Source organism: Proteus sp. HMSC14B05 (genome assembly GCF_001808035.1).
Classification (GTDB): Bacteria; Pseudomonadota; Gammaproteobacteria; order Enterobacterales; family Enterobacteriaceae; genus Proteus; species Proteus mirabilis.
Map to the genome: position 1 here is coordinate 1 of NZ_KV791964.1, position 16,246 is coordinate 16,246.

Genomic DNA, 16,246 nt, shown 5'->3' on the forward strand with positions numbered 1-16,246 from the left:
AATTGCGAGGCTACTTTGCCAGTGTTTGTGCTGACTTTGATGTTGAACTGGTTGAAATGGATGGGGATCACGTTCATGTACTGATTAATTACCCGCCAAAACTGGCGATATCTAATCTGGTTAACAGCCTTAAAGGGGTATCGAGTCGATTACTTCGACGTGATCGTCCTGATATTGCCCAACGTGATTACTGCAAGGGGGGTTCTTTGGTCGCCGAGTTATTTCGCAGGGAGTTGTAGTGGCGAACCAATATCCATTATCCGCCAGTACATTGAGCAACAGGAAACACCGAGTTAGTTAAAAAACCGCGCCTTATATCCCCGACCTGAAGGACGGGGTTTTACGGTGCTTTGGATAAACTGTTATAGGCTATAACTAAAGTTGTTAGCCTAATAATTGAGATTTGGTTAATTCTTTGAGAGAGGCAATTTTAACATCGGCTAATCCCCAACATTTGTCATTAAACTGCTCCGCTGCAGGCACAACAATTGAGCGCATTCTTGCAGCTTTGCAAGCAATCATACCATTGCGTGAGTCCTCTAAAGAGACACAATTAATGGGTGCGACATTAAGTGCCTTAGCAGCATTGAGATAGACTTCTGGGTGAGGTTTACTGTGCGCTAAATCAGCTGCAGAGACAACAGCAGAGAAGTAATGACGAATATTAAATAACTCAAGTACACGCTCTAGCATAAAATGCGGTGATGCTGAGGCTAAGGCTATCTTTAAACCTAATGATTGACATAAAGATAGGGCATGTTCAACACCAGGGAGCAACGGTTTTTTATCTTCAATAAGTTGTACAACGCGAGCAATCATTCTCTCTTTAGCTTCTTGTTGTGTTACGCCTTGCCAAGGTGATACTTGATACCAAAGTTCGATAACTTGATCTATTCTTAAGCCGACGGTGTCGGGCATGCTGTCAGCAAGTGATAAATCGACACCTAATTGTGCAAAGACCTCATGTTCTGCTTGTGCCCAAAACGGCTCTGAGTCGATTAGCAAACCATCCATATCAAAAATAGCGGCTTCGATGGGCAATTTAAAAGACATGTTTACTCTCCATAATAAGGTCTATGTTGATGAAAAATGATTGTAGCAAGAGTTGATTGGAAAATCTTTTTTAATCAGTTTCTTATTTCTTTTAAAAAATAAATAGAGAAAATGATAGCTATTAAATTATTGACATATTAGCCGTTAATTAGATTAGGATATTTAGGTGCATATTGCCGAATTCTATGAGTGAGGACAAAATGAGTTATCAACATGCAGGAATATATGCCATTGTAAAACGTGTTATTGGTTGGCTTATTTTTATTCCTGCCTTTATTTCAACGACAGTTTCGTTGATTGAGTTAGCTGCGATGCCAAGAGCAAATGGCGAGGGTGTTAATGCTGTAATTAATGATTTTTTTCGAGTATTAGCAGAAATGGTACAATTTAACACCCCGTGGCTAGACTTTTTTTGGCGTCATTCTCCAGTACCTAACACTCAAATAGGTTTTAGCCAACAGAATATTATCTTCTTTGTGATCTTCTTTTTAATGTTTATTGGCTTAGCACTGAGTGCATCAGGGTTAAGAATGTATCGCCAAGTGAAATATTTAAAGGAAAATATTCAAGATCAACTAATTATTGAACGAGCACTAAAAAGTGGTATTACAGCGCAAGAGCTAGAGCAGAATATAAAATTGCCAAGACATACACTATTTACTCAAGTCATGGTGCTGTATATTTCACCTATTATTGTGATCGCAATTGGTTATTTTCTGCTGAAATTTTTAGGCTGGTAGTCATCTATCACATTGACTTAATTAAAATAAACCTCGCAGGGTAACATTTGGCGAGGTTTATTTTTATCTATCGGTAAATAAAATCAGATTGTTTTAGTGTGTGCCGAGCAAATCATCAATGATTTTTCTGGCTGCTAGGTAATCTTTTTCTTCACCGAATAAATGACAGCGATTAAGGAAATAGTAGAGTTGGTAGATAGGCTGGCGTGATAGGAATTTTTCAGATAAAGGCCAGATGCTTTGGTAACCATCAAAAATATTGGCCGGCACAGAAGAGCATAGCGGTAACATGGCAATATCACATTCGCGATCACCCCAATAACAAGCAGGATCGAACATCGTTCCTTCAGATTGACCTATAGCAGCACAATTTTTAGGCCATAAGTTGCCATGTAATAGCGAGGGTTGTGGATGATGATCGGCTAAACGGTGATTAATGATTTGAATGATTTCTTCTATATCACCGAAAACCATCCCTTTCTCTGAAGCGAGTTGCAACTGGATACCGATACGCTTTTCCGAATAGAAGTAATTCCAGCGCTTCTCCCAACCATTTGCTTGAGGAGTGGTATCTATATGGGTATCGAAATCAAAACCATAACGGGGTTGTTCTTCCCATTGATGCAATTTAGCTAACTGTTGACCAAAACAATACGCGCTGTGAGGTGTAAAAGGTTGCACAGGCAGAAATTCTAACAGTAAGAAGCTAGTATCTTTACTATTGCCAATGCCTAATACGCGAGGAATACGGATCGTTTGGCTTTTTGCCAACATTTCAAGCTGTTCTGCTTCATTTTTAAAGGTGGGCAAAAATTCCCGTAGGTTAGATTTTACAAAGACAGGGATCTCACCATATTGAATTTTCCAAGTGTGGTGTATATCACCGCTTGAAAGGTGGTGTTTTTCGCTGATCTTTGCTGAAAATCCTAAATTTGATTCAAGCAAACGACCAATATTCTGCCACATAGATTACACCTCGCAAAGTTGTTTACTTAGTAGACCCAAATAGTAACGAGCGATGTTTATACTATGACAATAACACTTTAATTAAATCAATACAGTATAAAACTAAAAAACGGGATGATTATCCCGTTTTTATAGTAATAAAGATTTTCATTAGGCATTGGCGGGTTTAGTTTGCCGTTTTATTTTTGCCAATTTAATCTGATTACAGAGTAATGCAATAATAAAGAACACCGCTTGCGTGAGTACAATAGAAGGGCCTGTGGCACCGTCAATATGAAAACTGATAAATGTACCAATAACACTCGATATAACAGAAAAAAGGATAGCGAGTGTGATCATTCGAGAGAAGCTTCGCGTTAATAGATAAGCGGTGATCCCCGGAGAAATCAGCATGGCGACCACTAAAATAATCCCAACGGCTTGCATCGAGGCGACAATCGTTAACGCCAAAATAGAGAGTAAGCCATAATGTAATAAAGCGACCGGGAGACCGACAATTCTTGCTTGATTAGGATCGAAACAATACAACATAAAGTCTTTTTGTTTAACCAGCATAATAGTAATAGTAATTAAACAAATAGCACTAATCTGTATAAGCACATCTGGGGTGATACCTAAGATATTACCAAATAATATATGCATTAAATGTTGGTCAGTATCTACACTAGCGAAGATCACCAAACCGACAGCAAACATACCAGAAAAGACAATTCCCATTACCGTATCTTCTTTTATTCGGCTATGCTCTTTTAAATAACCTGTTGCAAATGAGCAAAATAGGCCCGAAAGAAAAGCCCCTATCGTTAAAGGAATTGCAGTGACATAAGCTAATACCACGCCAGGTAAAACAGCGTGAGAAATAGCATCTCCCATTAGTGACCAACCTTTTAACACCATATAGCAAGATAAAATAGCGCAGGCGATACCAATGATAACCGCGGCAATAATTGCACGTTGCATAAAAGGATATTGAAAAGGTTCAATGAAAAATTCCATTAATTCATTCATAGTTGCACCTCTTCTTGTTGAGTAACGTCTTTTGGATGCTGGGATTGTGAAATAAGTGCTTGTGAACTTTGACGTGCGCGGCGACGGGCTGCCAACATGCCATGTTTAGGCGCAAATAAGAAGGCTAATAAGAAAAGGGCGGTTTGCATTGTGACGATAACGCCCCCCGTAGCACCATTAAAGAAATAACTTAGATAAGCACCAACAGCACTGGTTACTGTACCAATACAAATAGCGATAATAGCGAGTCGTTTAAATTGGTCAGTGAGTAAATAAGCGGTAGCGCCGGGCGTAACCACCATAGCAATAACTAAGATAGCGCCGACCGTTTGTAGCGCAGCAACGGTACATGCACTGAGCAAGGTAAAGAAGATGATTTTTAGTTTTAAAGGGGATAAACCAATAGAGCGAGCATGTACTTCATCAAAAAATACAACTAATAAATCTTTCCACATACAAAATAGAATAAGAAAAGAGACACCAGTAATGATAACGACTTGCCAGACATCTTCATCAGCAATGCCGAGAATATTCCCTAAAATAATGGTCTGAACGTTGACGGCAGTAGGGTTTAATGAAACCAGCAACAGACCAAAAGCAAAAAAAGTAGAAAAAATAAAGCCAATCACCGCATCTTCACGTAATCGTGTGATGTGACGAATAAAAGTCATTGATAAAGCAGCAAGTAGACCCGTAAAAAAAGCACCCACGGCGTATGGCAGCCCTAAAATATAAGCACCGGCAACGCCGGGAACGACGGAGTGGGAGAGGGCATCTCCCATTAATGACCAACCTTTAAGAATAAGGTAAGAAGATAAAAAGGCACAGACAGCACCAACTAAGGCACTTACCCAGATAGCCTTTACCATATAGTTATACTCAAAAGGTTGTAGGAGTAATTCTAGCATCGCTAATCTCCTTGTTTACGCTTACTTTGATGAGCGGGAGTATGTTGTTCATGGTGACCATAGAAAACGGCAGCGCGGTCATCATCGGTAATAACGGTAAGTGAACGTGGATCGTCGTCGTCGTGAAGATCAGGGCCTGATAAGCTGATATGACGCAATACGCCACCAAAAGCATGCTCTAAATTCTTTTGGGTAAAGGTGGTTTCTGTTGGCCCGCTATCAAGCACTGTTCTATTAATTAAAATAACGTGATCACAAAACTCGGGTACACTACCTAAGTTATGAGTTGATACTAATACTAGGTGACCTTCTTTACGCAAGTTACGTAATAATTCAATAATGGCATTTTCTGTTTTTACGTCCACGCCAGTAAAAGGTTCATCTAATAACAGTACGGTGCCTTCTTGTGCCATTGCTCGTGCTAAGAATACCCGTTTTTTCTGCCCACCAGATAGCTCACCAATTTGGCGATGTCCAAGGCCTGATAAGCCGACACGCTCTAAACAAGCTTCAACCACTTCATGATCTTGTTTCGATGGAATACGAAAAAAACCCATTTTTCCATAACGTCCCATCATCACCACATCAGAAACCAGTACAGGAAAGTTCCAGTCAACTTCCTCTGTTTGTGGCACATAAGCAATCATATTCTGTTTAAGTGCTTGCTGAATAGGTTGATTATTTAATGTTACGGTACCTTTTGAGGGTTTGACTAATCCCATAATGGTTTTAAAAAGTGTGGATTTACCACTACCGTTGATGCCCACTAGGGCACAAATTGTGCCACCAGTGATAGAGAAACTTGCATCATAAATAGCAGTGTGACCGTTGTTATAGGTTACCGTTGCATTATCAACAGTAAGAGTAGGATTTATTTTTTTATCATTCATTGTCCAAATCCTTTCGCAATGGTATCGACAGTAATATTAAGTAGATCAATATAAGTAGGGACTTCTCCACCCGGGGCAGAAAGTGAGTCTACATAAAGAACGCCACCATATTTTGCACCAGTCTCTTTACTCACTTGTTTAGCAGGTTTATCGGAAATCGTACTTTCACTAAACACGACAGGAATATGGTGTTCTCTTACGGTATCAATCACGTATTTTACTTGTTGAGGGGTGCCTTGCTCTTCTGCATTAATTGGCCATAAATACACTTCTTTAAAACCATAATCATTGGTTAAATAGCTAAAGGCACCTTCACTCGTTACTAACCAGCGTTTTTCTTCAGGAATACGCGCTAATCTTGCTCTTAATGGTGCATCAAGTTGTTTAATTTGTTCAGCGTAACGCGCGGCATTTTGGTTATAAATTGCGGCATTATCTGGATCGTGTTCAACGAGCGCTTTACGAATGTTTTCGATATAAATTAATGCATTGTTAGGCGACATCCATGCATGTGGGTTTGGGTTGTTTTTGTAAGCTCCTTCACGAATAGGCATAGGGGTAATACCTTCAGTGACAACGACCGCAGGCACATTACGTAATTCATTGAAAAAACGTTCGAACCAACGCTCAAGATTTAACCCATTCCATAAAATAAGATCAGCTTTTTGCGCTTTGACAATATCTTTTGGTGTTGGTTGATAATCATGAATTTCTGCACCGGGTTTGGTGATAGATTCAACAACGGCAGCATCGCCAGCAACATTTTGTGCGATATCTTGGATAATAGTAAAAGTCGTGACAACTTTTAGCTTATCTTTTGCCTGTGCAGGGGTTATAAAGAAGATTGAGGCAACTAAGCATAATGCCGTAAGCGAAATTTTATTTACAGAGCGGAACATATCCATATTATATAGCCTTATAATTTTCGTGGAATTCTCTAACTGATAATGATTATCAATATCATTTCAAAAAAGTCAAGTTATCTCTGTGTGAAAGTGAAAATAGCTATTTGATAACAGCTGATACTAAGATAACAGCATGTATTTCAATAAATGTTAAGTAAATTGTCGTCTTTCTTTATAAAAATTAACAATCGATGGTAACTATTGGTGTGAAAGGTTGTTTAATACTCACAATTGATGAAATTTACAGCCAAATCATGGCTTACTGCTGGTTAAGGTATCTGTTTTTATGAGAGAAGCTTATCCTTAGTCCATTTTTTTAATGGACAGCGTTAGGTTTGTGTTTTTTAATAATCTCCTATAAAGCATAGGGCGAAATGATGAGGATAACGTGTGAAGACCAACATAATATTTCCTTTGGCAATTTTACTGCTGGCAGGGTGTGCAGATCCCAATCACCAAACGGCGAAAAAAGAGACACCGCGATTTTTAAATAGCCAGCCTGTAGAGCACAGAGTTAATAATGCCTCAATTTCTACTGCTCAATGGAAAAACACCCCTTTTGATGAGCATATTAAACAAGCTTCAGCCCGTTATGGTGTTGATGAAACCTTAATTAAAGCCATTATTCAGGTAGAATCTAATTTTAGGCCAGAAGTGATAAGTAAATCGAATGCGGTTGGATTAATGCAAATAAAGGCATCCACAGCGGGGAGAGATATTTATCAAAATAGAGGAAAAGCAGGGCAACCAACCACCGCTCAGCTAAAAGATCCGGCTACTAATATTGATTTAGGAACTGCTTATATTCAATTATTAAGAGAGCGCCATTTATCTGGGATCTCCAATCCTGAAACACTCTATTACGCGACTATTTTGGCTTATGTGAATGGGGCGGGTGCATTACTCAGAACTTTTGATAAAAATAGAGATACGGCGATTGCCAAAATTAATGCCATGAGCGCGGATGATTTTTATCGTTACGTTGAAAAAAATCATCCTGCATCTCAAGCACCACGCTATTTAGCGAAGGTCAAAGCAGCCTATCATTTAGCGGATAACTTTTCTGATAAGCTGGCAGCAGCCGCTGATTGAGCTTGTTGTAATAAAGCGGGGAGGTCAGCAATGATTTCAAGTACACCATTAATCATAAACTGTACTCCCATGCAAATTAATAAAAATCCCATAACACGAGAAATAGCATCAATACCACTGTGACCGAGATAGCGCATAATACCGGTTGAACCGCGCAGTGAAAGCCAAACAATCAGGCTAATTAAAAAGAAAGTGGTAATAGGTGCAACGTACAATACCCATTGCGCAATATCTGTACGTGAAGGAATTGATGCTGCTGTACTGATGATCATCGCAATTGTCCCCGGCCCTGCGGTACTTGGCATGGCTAAGGGCACAAAAGCAATATTGGGCGCCTGAGGATTTCGATGCGGATTTTTTTCTTCTGAAAGCGGATCGTCCACATTGGGAGTATGGGGAAATAACATACTAAAACCAATAAAAGCAACGATCATCCCCCCAGCAATACGAAGGCCTGGAATAGAGATACCAAAGGTCGTCATTATTACACGACCCGCATAAAAAGCGATGGTCATAATAATAAAAATATAGACACATGCCATAAAGGATTGTTGATTACGCTGTTCCTTGGTCATATTCCCCGACAGACCAAGCCAAAGCGCGACCGTGGTGAGTGGGTTAGTTAGCGGTAGAAGTAAAATAAGACCAAGACCGATAGCCTGAAAAAACTGGTAAACAGAGTACATAGAGTGTAAAGGCTCCTAACAACAGGTAATTAAGGCTACCGATCATAGCAAATAAATAGTAATAATAGTGTTGATATCAAGAAATATTTTTATATTTATAAGAAGGTTATGGGTATTTTTTCATTAACCACTCAAGATGTGTTTTCACCGCTTGCCAATCATAATCGGTAATACTATAGATACAGGTATCTCTGCGTTGACCGTTGGTGGTTAAACGATGATTACGTAATATGCCATCGAGTTTTGCACCTAAACGCTCAATTGCTCTACGACTGGTTTGATTTAAGATATGAGTGCGGAATTCAACAGCAATACATTGCAGATCTTCTAATGCATATTTAAGTAATAGATATTTCGCCTCGGTATTAATACCCGTTCTTTGTACCTCTTTTGCATACCATGTTGAACCAATCTCTACTCGAGGTGTATGGTTATCTACGTTCATATAGGTCGTCACTCCCACCACACGCTCACGGCGTTTATCAATAACGGCAAAAGGAAGCATTACTCCTTGTTTTTGTAATTGTCTTTTATGCTCAATATCTTGTTTTAATGTAGTGACAGAAGGAACTGTGGTAAACCAAAGTTCATCAGGCCTATCTTTAGCAATCAGTTCACGTAATGGTGATGCATGCTCCATGCTTAATGGTACTAAACGTACTAAATTACCTTCTAAGGTAGTCCAGTCTGTTATCTTTCTCATAGGCGATTCTCTAAGTCGGTGTATTAAATAGTTTCAAGGCAAGAATACTTTTTATACATAACAAATTTATTAATTGGTACGCTTATTTTAACGGTGATTAAAAATAGCTTAAGAATTTGTTTTTGTATAAAGAGAAAAGTAACGTCATGAGTGTTTAACAACAGAGAATGACAGCTTAGCAACAGGGCAGGATACCGATGTCATGCTAATCTATACTTATTCGATAATCTTAATGAAGACATAGCAATAAAATAATAGGTAGCAAGATGACTGACACCACCAACACCATCGAATGGGATGACTTTTTACGGGTAGAAATGCGGGTTGGCACAATTATAAGTGCTGAAATAAATAAAAAAGCGAAGAAACCCGCTTATGTAATGGAAGTCAGCTTGGGAGAGCTAGGGACTAAACGCTCTAGTGCGCAAATTACCGTGAATTATACTCCTGAAGAGCTAATTGGTCGCCGAGTTTTATGTGTTTGCAATTTTCCTATTAAGCGGATTGCAGGGATCAAGTCTGAGGTGTTGATTACCGGGGCTGCTGATGAAAACGGTGCTATCGTTCTCGCAGAATTTAATTTACCTGTGCCTGATGGGGCTCGTTTAGCATGATCTATAGCTAATTGTCCTTTTCTTTTAACGCTCACAGCGATTTTGTTGTAGTATTTATTTCACTGTGAGCGTTAATGTGTAAGGGGATGTTTTGTTATTACCTGAATTACATTTGCGATGTTATACACAAGATACAGTATCACATCAGCATGAGAATATCTGGCAGATCATCTTTGGCTTAACCGGAACGATGGAAGTTAATTTCAATCGGCAAGATTTTCTTATTTCTCAACAAAACTGTTTAATTATCCCACCTACCATCGATCATGCTTTTGCCGGTCATCTCAATAATAAAAATCTTATTTTAGAACTTCCTGTCACATCACAGTGGCGACTGAATGAAAGAGGGGGAATGTTTGCCTTATCACCCGCAGCAATAGGATTATTAGCGTGGGTACATCAATACCCTCAAGCGCCAGAACATCATTCCACTCTCGCACGTCTGCTATTAGCCCAAATGAAAGTACAACCAAGCTGGGGGGATAAATTAGATCTCTGGCTAGAAGATAAACTGCATATGCCATTAACAGCTTCTGATATTGCTGGTGCATTAAACATATCAATCAGTACGCTACAGCGCAAAGTAAAAGCGGAATTAGGCATATCTATTATGCAGTATGTGATGCAAAAGCGACTCGCTAAATCCGCAGAGTTGCTCAAATACACATCATTAACGATTGAAAATATTGCTTTAGCGGTAGGGTATGATTCACATTCGGCTTTTAGCCAAGCTTTTCGTCAATACTTTCATAAAACCCCCAGTGAATATCGACAGTAAACGACTTACTGATAAAAATGCTGACTTTTGATATGTGATTTATTAATTAATTTTATTAATTTATTTTTTATTCTCTATTTATTGTAGATAAATAGAGAACAACAAGGTTATATTATTTGTATAGTCTTTTTTTGAATGTATTTCATTGATTATTAATATTTTTTGTCAAAATCTATATGTATTGCTAAAATAATATTAACTAATATTTTTAAATTGGATATGTAAATGAATTTAATAATAAAGGGGCTTCTTTATCCTTTTTTTGTTTTCTTTTCAGCATATGCATTATCTTTTGGGTGCAGTGTTGATAATGGATATGATATTGAATCTGGTAATTATAATATTTATGTGCAATTAGAGGCTGAAGTGCAACCTTATCAGAATTTAATTGTTGATCTATCTAGGCATTTAAAATGTTGGAATAGTTATGGTGGATGGCAAGATGTTGACCATATCAATTTAGAACCAGGGACGGGCTTATCTGGGCCACTATTTAATTTTAGTGGTTCAGTATATTGGTATGGAAATACATATTCATTACCTTTAAATAGTGCGACTAAAGTTTTACATATCGGTGATCTTACCCCTATGCCGATGCCAATGATGTTGTATTTAACGCCTATAAATAACTCACCTGCAGGAGGAGTACTCATTAGATCGGGTGAAACTATTGCAACTATTAATATGTATAAAATAGCGGATTGGGATGGTGGTAATCCTAAATATTTTACGTGGGAAATAGTGTCTAAATATGATGTTACAATGCCAATTAGTGGATGCGACGTTAGTAGCCGAAATGTCAATGTTAATTTACCTCCTTACCCAGGCGAAGCTCCGGTCAATTTAAATATCCACTGCGCGCAACCACAAAATATATCATTTTATCTTTCCGGACAAACCACTAATGATGATACAACCTTTATTAATTTAGCAGGCTCTGCAGGGGAAGTCTCTAAAGGTATGGGAGTTCAATTAATGCGTAATGGATATGTAATCCCTGCTAATAAAGCAATATCTTTAGGTAGAGTTAATTCGTCGACTTCATTAGGTTTAAAGGCAAGGTATGGTATGACTGGCGAGCGTGTAACTGCTGGAAAAGTAAAATCAATTATAGATGTTAACTTTATATATGAGTGAATTATTTATTAATTTAATATCTATGATTTTAATTAGCGTAAATAGCAAATGGGGACAGATATACTCGCGCAATTAAAAGCATATATAATTTGTTGTTGCTATGATAATATCACGCTTGAGTTATAGCAGTATGCCAAAGTACTTTTATTGTCGTAAAAACTTTGGTGTACATAACTTGCAGAGTGAAGCAAGTAACTGCTAATAACGTATTAAATTTTAAAGTAAAATTAAGAATGCATGTGATCTTGCGTATGGGTCACCACTGTAACTAAGGATTTTAAATGCCAATTATTACTCTTCCTGACGGGAGCCAACGTCAATTTGAAAATGCAGTCTCTGTCATGGATGTCGCTGCAGATATCGGTCCTGGACTTGCCAAAGCCTGCATTGCAGGGCGCGTTAATGGTGAGCTGGTGGACGCTTGCGAATTAATCGAGCAAGATTCACAACTGGCGATTATTACCGCAAAAGACGATGAAGGTCTTGAAATTATTCGTCACTCTTGTGCCCACTTATTAGGACACGCAATTAAACAGTTATGGCCACAAACCAAAATGGCGATTGGTCCTGTTATCGAAAATGGTTTCTACTATGATGTGGATTTAGATCATTCTCTGACGCAGGAAGATTTAGAAACGTTAGAAAAACGTATGCTAGAGTTGGCGAAAACAGATTACGATGTCATTAAAAAACGCGTAACTTGGGCACAAGCACGGGAAACTTTTGTTGCTCGTGGTGAAGATTATAAAGTCGCTATCCTTGATGAAAATATCAGTCAAGATGCACACCCAGCACTTTATCATCATCAAGAATATATTGATATGTGCCGTGGCCCCCATGTGCCAAACATGCGTTTCTGCCATCACTTTAAATTACAGAAAATCGCAGGTGCATACTGGCGCGGTAATAGCGATAACAAAATGCTACAACGCATTTACGGTACCGCTTGGGCTGATAAGAAACAGTTAAAAGCTTATTTAGAACGTTTAGAAGAAGCCGCTAAACGTGATCACCGTAAAATAGGTAAACAACTTGATTTATATCATATGCAGGAAGAAGCGCCGGGTATGGCTTTCTGGCATAATGATGGTTGGACTATTTTCCGTGAGTTAGAAACATTTGTACGTTGCAAATTAAAAGAATATGATTATCAGGAAGTAAAAGGTCCATTTATGATGGATCGTGTTCTTTGGGAAAAAACAGGTCACTGGGAAAACTACAAAGAGAATATGTTCACTACTTCTTCGGAAAACCGTGAATATTGTATCAAACCTATGAACTGCCCAGGCCACGTGCAGATTTTTAAACAAGGTCTACGTTCTTACCGTGATTTACCATTACGTATGGCTGAATTTGGTAGCTGTCATCGTAATGAACCCTCTGGTGCATTACACGGTTTAATGCGTGTTCGTGGCTTTACACAAGATGACGCACATATCTTCTGTACAGAAGAACAAATTTTAAGTGAAGTAAATAACTGCATCAAATTGATTTATGATGTATATTCTACTTTCGGATTTGAAAAAATCGTTGTTAAGCTGTCTACTCGTCCAGAAAAACGCATCGGTGAAGATGCTTTATGGGATATTGCAGAAACAGACTTAGCAAAAGCCTTGACTGATAACAATATTGAATTTGAATATCAGCCGGGTGAAGGGGCGTTTTATGGCCCTAAAATTGAATTTACACTTTACGACTGTTTAGATCGTGCATGGCAGTGTGGTACAGTACAGCTGGACTTCTCATTGCCAGGTCGATTAGGCGCTTCTTATGTTGCTGAAAATAATGAGCGTAAAGTACCTGTTATGCTTCACCGAGCGGTGTTAGGATCATTAGAACGTTTTATCGGTATTCTAACTGAAGAATACGCAGGATTCTTCCCGACTTGGTTAGCACCACAGCAGGTTGTCGTGATGAATATCACGGATGGACAGGCTGATTATGTACAAAAACTCGTCAAAGAATTGCAAGATGCCGGAATTCGTGCAAAAGCAGACTTGAGAAATGAGAAGATTGGCTTTAAAATTCGTGAACATACTTTACGTCGTGTTCCGTACATGCTTGTTTGCGGTGATAAAGAAGTCGAATCAGGCAAAGTAGCGGTTCGTACTCGTCGAGGTAAAGACCTTGGCAGTATCGACGTTAACGATTTTAAAGAAAAACTTCTGCAAGAAATCAGAAGCAGAAGTCTTCATCAGTTGGAGGAATAAGGTATTAAAGGCGGAAAAAGAATTCAATCAACGCGTCAGAATCGTATCAATGGTGAGATTCGCGCTCATGAAGTTCGTTTAACAGGTTTAGACGGCGAACAGATTGGAGTTGTTAGTCTGAAAGAGGCTCTTGAGAAAGCCGAGGAAGCAGGTGCTGATTTAGTTGAAATCAGTCCTAATGCCGAGCCGCCAGTTTGTCGTATTATGGACTACGGCAAATTCCTCTATGAGAAAAGTAAGACTCTCAAAGAACAGAAAAAGAAACAAAAGGTTATTCAGGTCAAGGAAGTTAAATTCCGTCCTGGTACAGATGAAGGCGACTATCAGGTCAAACTACGCAACCTGATTCGTTTTCTTGAAGATGGCGATAAAGCCAAAGTCACACTGCGTTTTCGTGGTCGTGAAATGGCACACCAACAAATCGGTATGGAAATGCTTAATCGCATCCGTGAAGATTTGGATGAACTGGCTTCTGTTGAATCTTTCCCTAATAAGATTGAAGGTCGTCAGATGATCATGGTGCTAGCGCCGAAGAAGAAATAGTTAGGCAATTCAAGTAATAGCGTCAGTCTTTATTGACTGACTGCTATTCGCCTTATTATTTTATGTTATTAACAATGCGAAGTGGATTATAGAAATGCCAAAGATTAAAACAGTACGCGGTGCAGCTAAACGCTTTAAAAAGACTGCAGGTGGTGGTTTTAAGCGTAAGCACGCTAACCTCCGTCACATTCTGACTAAAAAATCAACTAAGCGTAAACGTCATTTACGTCCAAAAGGTATGATCTCTAAAGGAGATTTAGGCCTGGTCGTAGCTTGCCTACCATACGCATAAGTATCAGTTTTTTTAACAGAATTATAGACATTAGGAGTGTTATATGGCTCGCGCTAAACGTGGTGTTATCGCCCGTGCTCGTCACAAGAAAATTTTAAAGCAAGCTAAAGGTTATTACGGTGCACGTTCTCGTGTATATCGTGTAGCTTTCCAGGCTGTTATCAAAGCTGGTCAATATGCGTACCGTGACCGTCGTCAGAAAAAACGTCAGTTCCGTCAGCTGTGGATTGCGCGTATCAACGCAGCAGCTCGTCAGAACGGCATGTCTTACAGCCGTTTCATCAATGGATTAAGAAAAGCATCTATTGAAATCGACCGTAAGATCCTGGCGGATATCGCTGTATTCGACAAAGCTGCATTTGCTGCTTTAGTTGAAAAAGCGAAAGGTGCTCTGGCTTAATTAAGTCAATGGAAGAGGGAGTTAACTCCCTCTTTTATTTTGTCTAAATTTGTGGCTTAATGGTAAAATTCAATAAGTTACACATAATGAGAATGTCTCAATGTTAAATATCGCTTTTTTCCGCTTCTTTTTTTACTTTAGCGCCTAATTTTGGGGGCTTTTGCGCGTAAGAAAAGAAACGAAAAGTAGCGCCGGAGCCTCCATTTTGGAGGCTTTTTTGTTTTCAGTACTCAAACTTGAGTTCAGAAATCAAAAGGGCAATTTTTTAATCGTCATCATTGATAACAACTAATAGACCTCATCAGGTCAAAGGAAGAGGAAACGATGCCACATCTCGCTGAACTCGTTGCTCAAGCTAAAGCAGCTATCGAAGAGGCACAGGATGTTGCTGCGCTGGATTCGGTTCGTGTTGAATACTTGGGGAAAAAAGGTCATTTAACGCTCCAGATGTCCACGCTGCGCGACTTACCCGCTGAAGAGCGTCCAGCTGCTGGAGCGGTCATTAATCAGGCAAAACAAGAGGTTCAGCAAGCACTGAACGCTCGTAAAGAACAAATGGAATCAGCGCTATTAAACGAACGTTTAGCGGCTGAGAAAATTGATGTCTCTTTGCCTGGACGTCGTATTGAAAATGGTGGTCTGCACCCTGTTACTCGCACAATTGAACGTATTGAAACTTTCTTTGGCGAATTAGGGTTCTCTGTGGAATCAGGCCCTGAAATTGAAGATGACTATCATAACTTTGATGCGTTAAATATTCCTGCTCATCACCCTGCAAGAGCTGATCATGACACTTTCTGGTTTGATGCTAAACGTTTATTGCGTACTCAAACCTCAGGTGTACAAATTCGCACTATGCAAAATAAACAGCCACCGATCCGCATTATTGCACCTGGCCGTGTTTATCGTAATGACTATGACCAAACTCATACTCCAATGTTCCATCAAGTTGAAGGCTTAATTGTTGATAAAGACATTAGCTTCACTAATTTAAAAGGAACACTGCACGATTTTCTGAAAAACTTCTTTGAAGAAGATATGGAAATTCGCTTCCGCCCATCCTATTTTCCATTTACAGAGCCTTCAGCTGAAGTTGATGTAATGGGTAAAAATGGCAAATGGTTAGAAGTCTTGGGCTGCGGTATGGTGCATCCAAATGTGTTGCGTAATGTAGGTATCGATCCTGAAGTTTATTCTGGTTTTGCTTTCGGGATGGGTATGGAACGCTTAACTATGTTACGTTACGGTGTCACCGATTTACGTTCATTCTTCGAAAATGATCTTCGTTTCCTCAAACAGTTTAAATAAGGTGGGATTATCT

At 39.1% G+C, this 16,246-nt stretch carries 19 protein-coding genes, 1 pseudogene and 1 other annotated feature; of the genes and pseudogenes, 12 read left to right on the top strand and 8 right to left on the bottom strand.

The window, feature by feature from the left end; translation table 11 throughout:
• Positions 1-297, top strand: a pseudogene (tnpA, locus tag HMPREF3129_RS01650) (IS200/IS605 family transposase); the annotation flags it as partial.
• Between the two features lie 87 nt (positions 298-384).
• On the opposite strand, the gene hxpB reads toward tnpA, so the two are convergent.
• On the bottom strand, positions 385-1,053 hold the full coding sequence (gene hxpB / locus HMPREF3129_RS01655; protein ID WP_036918226.1) for a hexitol phosphatase HxpB: 669 nt from the start codon (positions 1,051-1,053) through the stop codon (positions 385-387).
• A 185-nt stretch (positions 1,054-1,238) separates the two neighbouring features.
• On the opposite strand from hxpB, the gene HMPREF3129_RS01660 reads away from it, so the two are divergent.
• Positions 1,239-1,793: a YniB family protein gene (locus tag HMPREF3129_RS01660; RefSeq protein ID WP_004242582.1), complete on the top strand. Its 555-nt coding sequence runs from the start codon at positions 1,239-1,241 to the stop codon at positions 1,791-1,793.
• Between the two features lie 93 nt (positions 1,794-1,886).
• On the opposite strand, the gene HMPREF3129_RS01665 is transcribed toward HMPREF3129_RS01660, so the two are convergent.
• The 5 genes from HMPREF3129_RS01665 to HMPREF3129_RS01685 form a co-directional block, all read right to left on the bottom strand.
• Positions 1,887-2,759, bottom strand: a complete 873-nt coding sequence (locus tag HMPREF3129_RS01665) for a fructosamine kinase family protein (protein ID WP_004242583.1) — start codon at positions 2,757-2,759, stop codon at positions 1,887-1,889.
• Between the two features lie 150 nt (positions 2,760-2,909).
• Positions 2,910-3,767 (bottom strand): metal ABC transporter permease, encoded by an 858-nt coding sequence (locus tag HMPREF3129_RS01670; protein WP_004242584.1) that lies wholly within the window; start codon positions 3,765-3,767, stop codon positions 2,910-2,912.
• Positions 3,764-4,675: a metal ABC transporter permease gene (locus HMPREF3129_RS01675; RefSeq protein WP_004242585.1), complete on the bottom strand. Its 912-nt coding sequence runs from the start codon at positions 4,673-4,675 to the stop codon at positions 3,764-3,766. The genes HMPREF3129_RS01670 and HMPREF3129_RS01675 overlap by 4 nt, the downstream gene beginning before the upstream one ends.
• A gap of 2 nt (positions 4,676-4,677) precedes the next feature.
• A complete protein-coding gene (locus HMPREF3129_RS01680) occupies positions 4,678-5,565 on the bottom strand; it encodes a manganese/iron ABC transporter ATP-binding protein (RefSeq protein WP_070486667.1) in 888 nt (295 codons plus the stop codon).
• Positions 5,562-6,470: a metal ABC transporter substrate-binding protein gene (locus HMPREF3129_RS01685; protein ID WP_004242594.1), complete on the bottom strand. Its 909-nt coding sequence runs from the start codon at positions 6,468-6,470 to the stop codon at positions 5,562-5,564. The genes HMPREF3129_RS01680 and HMPREF3129_RS01685 overlap by 4 nt, the downstream gene beginning before the upstream one ends.
• 390 nt (positions 6,471-6,860) lie before the next feature.
• Here HMPREF3129_RS01685 and HMPREF3129_RS01690 point away from each other — a divergent pair, with 390 nt between their 5' ends.
• Positions 6,861-7,562, top strand: coding sequence for a transglycosylase SLT domain-containing protein (locus HMPREF3129_RS01690; RefSeq protein ID WP_036918227.1), 702 nt, complete (start codon positions 6,861-6,863; stop codon positions 7,560-7,562).
• Here HMPREF3129_RS01690 and HMPREF3129_RS01695 read toward each other — a convergent pair.
• Together HMPREF3129_RS01695 and HMPREF3129_RS01700 are read right to left on the bottom strand one after the other, a co-directional pair.
• The gene (locus HMPREF3129_RS01695; protein ID WP_004242597.1) at positions 7,514-8,248 is read right to left on the bottom strand and encodes a MarC family NAAT transporter; all 735 of its coding nucleotides are present in this window, start codon (positions 8,246-8,248) and stop codon (positions 7,514-7,516) included. The genes HMPREF3129_RS01690 and HMPREF3129_RS01695 overlap by 49 nt on opposite strands.
• A gap of 106 nt (positions 8,249-8,354) precedes the next feature.
• Positions 8,355-8,951 carry a GNAT family N-acetyltransferase gene (locus tag HMPREF3129_RS01700; RefSeq protein ID WP_004247938.1) on the bottom strand — a complete coding sequence of 199 codons (597 nt, stop codon included), beginning with the start codon at positions 8,949-8,951 and terminating at the stop codon, positions 8,355-8,357.
• 266 nt (positions 8,952-9,217) lie between these two features.
• Between HMPREF3129_RS01700 and HMPREF3129_RS01705 the strand changes: the two genes are divergently transcribed.
• From HMPREF3129_RS01705 to pheS, 9 genes are all read left to right on the top strand, one after another.
• Positions 9,218-9,565 carry a tRNA-binding protein gene (locus HMPREF3129_RS01705; protein WP_004242601.1) on the top strand — a complete coding sequence of 116 codons (348 nt, stop codon included), beginning with the start codon at positions 9,218-9,220 and terminating at the stop codon, positions 9,563-9,565.
• A gap of 91 nt (positions 9,566-9,656) precedes the next feature.
• A complete protein-coding gene (locus tag HMPREF3129_RS01710; RefSeq protein WP_004251463.1) occupies positions 9,657-10,343 on the top strand; it encodes a helix-turn-helix transcriptional regulator in 687 nt (228 codons plus the stop codon).
• A 225-nt stretch (positions 10,344-10,568) separates the two neighbouring features.
• Positions 10,569-11,480, top strand: a complete 912-nt coding sequence (locus HMPREF3129_RS01715; RefSeq protein WP_012367832.1) for a fimbrial protein — start codon at positions 10,569-10,571, stop codon at positions 11,478-11,480.
• 281 nt (positions 11,481-11,761) lie between these two features.
• Positions 11,762-13,690: a threonine--tRNA ligase gene (thrS, locus tag HMPREF3129_RS01720; RefSeq protein WP_004242605.1), complete on the top strand. Its 1,929-nt coding sequence runs from the start codon at positions 11,762-11,764 to the stop codon at positions 13,688-13,690.
• A 3-nt stretch (positions 13,691-13,693) separates the two neighbouring features.
• Complete coding sequence (gene infC, locus HMPREF3129_RS18200; RefSeq protein WP_012367833.1) at positions 13,694-14,233, top strand: translation initiation factor IF-3; 540 nt, start codon at positions 13,694-13,696, stop codon at positions 14,231-14,233.
• A 94-nt stretch (positions 14,234-14,327) separates the two neighbouring features.
• A complete protein-coding gene (rpmI, locus tag HMPREF3129_RS01730; RefSeq protein WP_004242608.1) occupies positions 14,328-14,525 on the top strand; it encodes a 50S ribosomal protein L35 in 198 nt (65 codons plus the stop codon).
• Positions 14,526-14,568: 43 nt separating this feature from the next.
• Positions 14,569-14,925 carry a 50S ribosomal protein L20 gene (gene rplT / locus HMPREF3129_RS01735; RefSeq protein WP_004242609.1) on the top strand — a complete coding sequence of 119 codons (357 nt, stop codon included), beginning with the start codon at positions 14,569-14,571 and terminating at the stop codon, positions 14,923-14,925.
• Positions 14,926-15,024: 99 nt separating this feature from the next.
• Positions 15,025-15,147: a sequence feature (Phe leader region), on the top strand.
• Entirely contained in the window at positions 15,026-15,073 is a 48-nt protein-coding gene (gene pheM / locus HMPREF3129_RS19100) for a pheST operon leader peptide PheM (protein WP_120655563.1), read from the top strand. (Overlaps the previous feature by 48 nt.)
• A gap of 102 nt (positions 15,148-15,249) precedes the next feature.
• Positions 15,250-16,233, top strand: a complete 984-nt coding sequence (gene pheS / locus HMPREF3129_RS01740; protein ID WP_004242610.1) for a phenylalanine--tRNA ligase subunit alpha — start codon at positions 15,250-15,252, stop codon at positions 16,231-16,233.
• Positions 16,234-16,246 lie beyond the last annotated feature (13 nt).

Excerpts from the sequence above, each read along its gene's own strand:
- hxpB (WP_036918226.1), bottom strand. The coding sequence starts at position 1,053 with ATGTCTTTTAAATTGCCCATCGAAGCCGCTATTTTTGATATGGATGGT.
- HMPREF3129_RS01660 (WP_004242582.1), top strand. The coding sequence starts at position 1,239 with ATGAGTGAGGACAAAATGAGTTATCAACATGCAGGAATATATGCCATT.
- HMPREF3129_RS01665 (WP_004242583.1), bottom strand. The coding sequence starts at position 2,759 with ATGTGGCAGAATATTGGTCGTTTGCTTGAATCAAATTTAGGATTTTCA.
- HMPREF3129_RS01670 (WP_004242584.1), bottom strand. The coding sequence starts at position 3,767 with ATGAATGAATTAATGGAATTTTTCATTGAACCTTTTCAATATCCTTTT.
- HMPREF3129_RS01675 (WP_004242585.1), bottom strand. The coding sequence starts at position 4,675 with ATGCTAGAATTACTCCTACAACCTTTTGAGTATAACTATATGGTAAAG.
- HMPREF3129_RS01680 (WP_070486667.1), bottom strand. The coding sequence starts at position 5,565 with ATGAATGATAAAAAAATAAATCCTACTCTTACTGTTGATAATGCAACG.
- HMPREF3129_RS01685 (WP_004242594.1), bottom strand. The coding sequence starts at position 6,470 with ATGGATATGTTCCGCTCTGTAAATAAAATTTCGCTTACGGCATTATGC.
- HMPREF3129_RS01695 (WP_004242597.1), bottom strand. The coding sequence starts at position 8,248 with ATGTACTCTGTTTACCAGTTTTTTCAGGCTATCGGTCTTGGTCTTATT.
- HMPREF3129_RS01700 (WP_004247938.1), bottom strand. The coding sequence starts at position 8,951 with ATGAGAAAGATAACAGACTGGACTACCTTAGAAGGTAATTTAGTACGT.
- HMPREF3129_RS01705 (WP_004242601.1), top strand. The coding sequence starts at position 9,218 with ATGACTGACACCACCAACACCATCGAATGGGATGACTTTTTACGGGTA.
- HMPREF3129_RS01715 (WP_012367832.1), top strand. The coding sequence starts at position 10,569 with ATGAATTTAATAATAAAGGGGCTTCTTTATCCTTTTTTTGTTTTCTTT.
- thrS (WP_004242605.1), top strand. The coding sequence starts at position 11,762 with ATGCCAATTATTACTCTTCCTGACGGGAGCCAACGTCAATTTGAAAAT.
- rpmI (WP_004242608.1), top strand. The coding sequence starts at position 14,328 with ATGCCAAAGATTAAAACAGTACGCGGTGCAGCTAAACGCTTTAAAAAG.
- rplT (WP_004242609.1), top strand. The coding sequence starts at position 14,569 with ATGGCTCGCGCTAAACGTGGTGTTATCGCCCGTGCTCGTCACAAGAAA.
- pheS (WP_004242610.1), top strand. The coding sequence starts at position 15,250 with ATGCCACATCTCGCTGAACTCGTTGCTCAAGCTAAAGCAGCTATCGAA.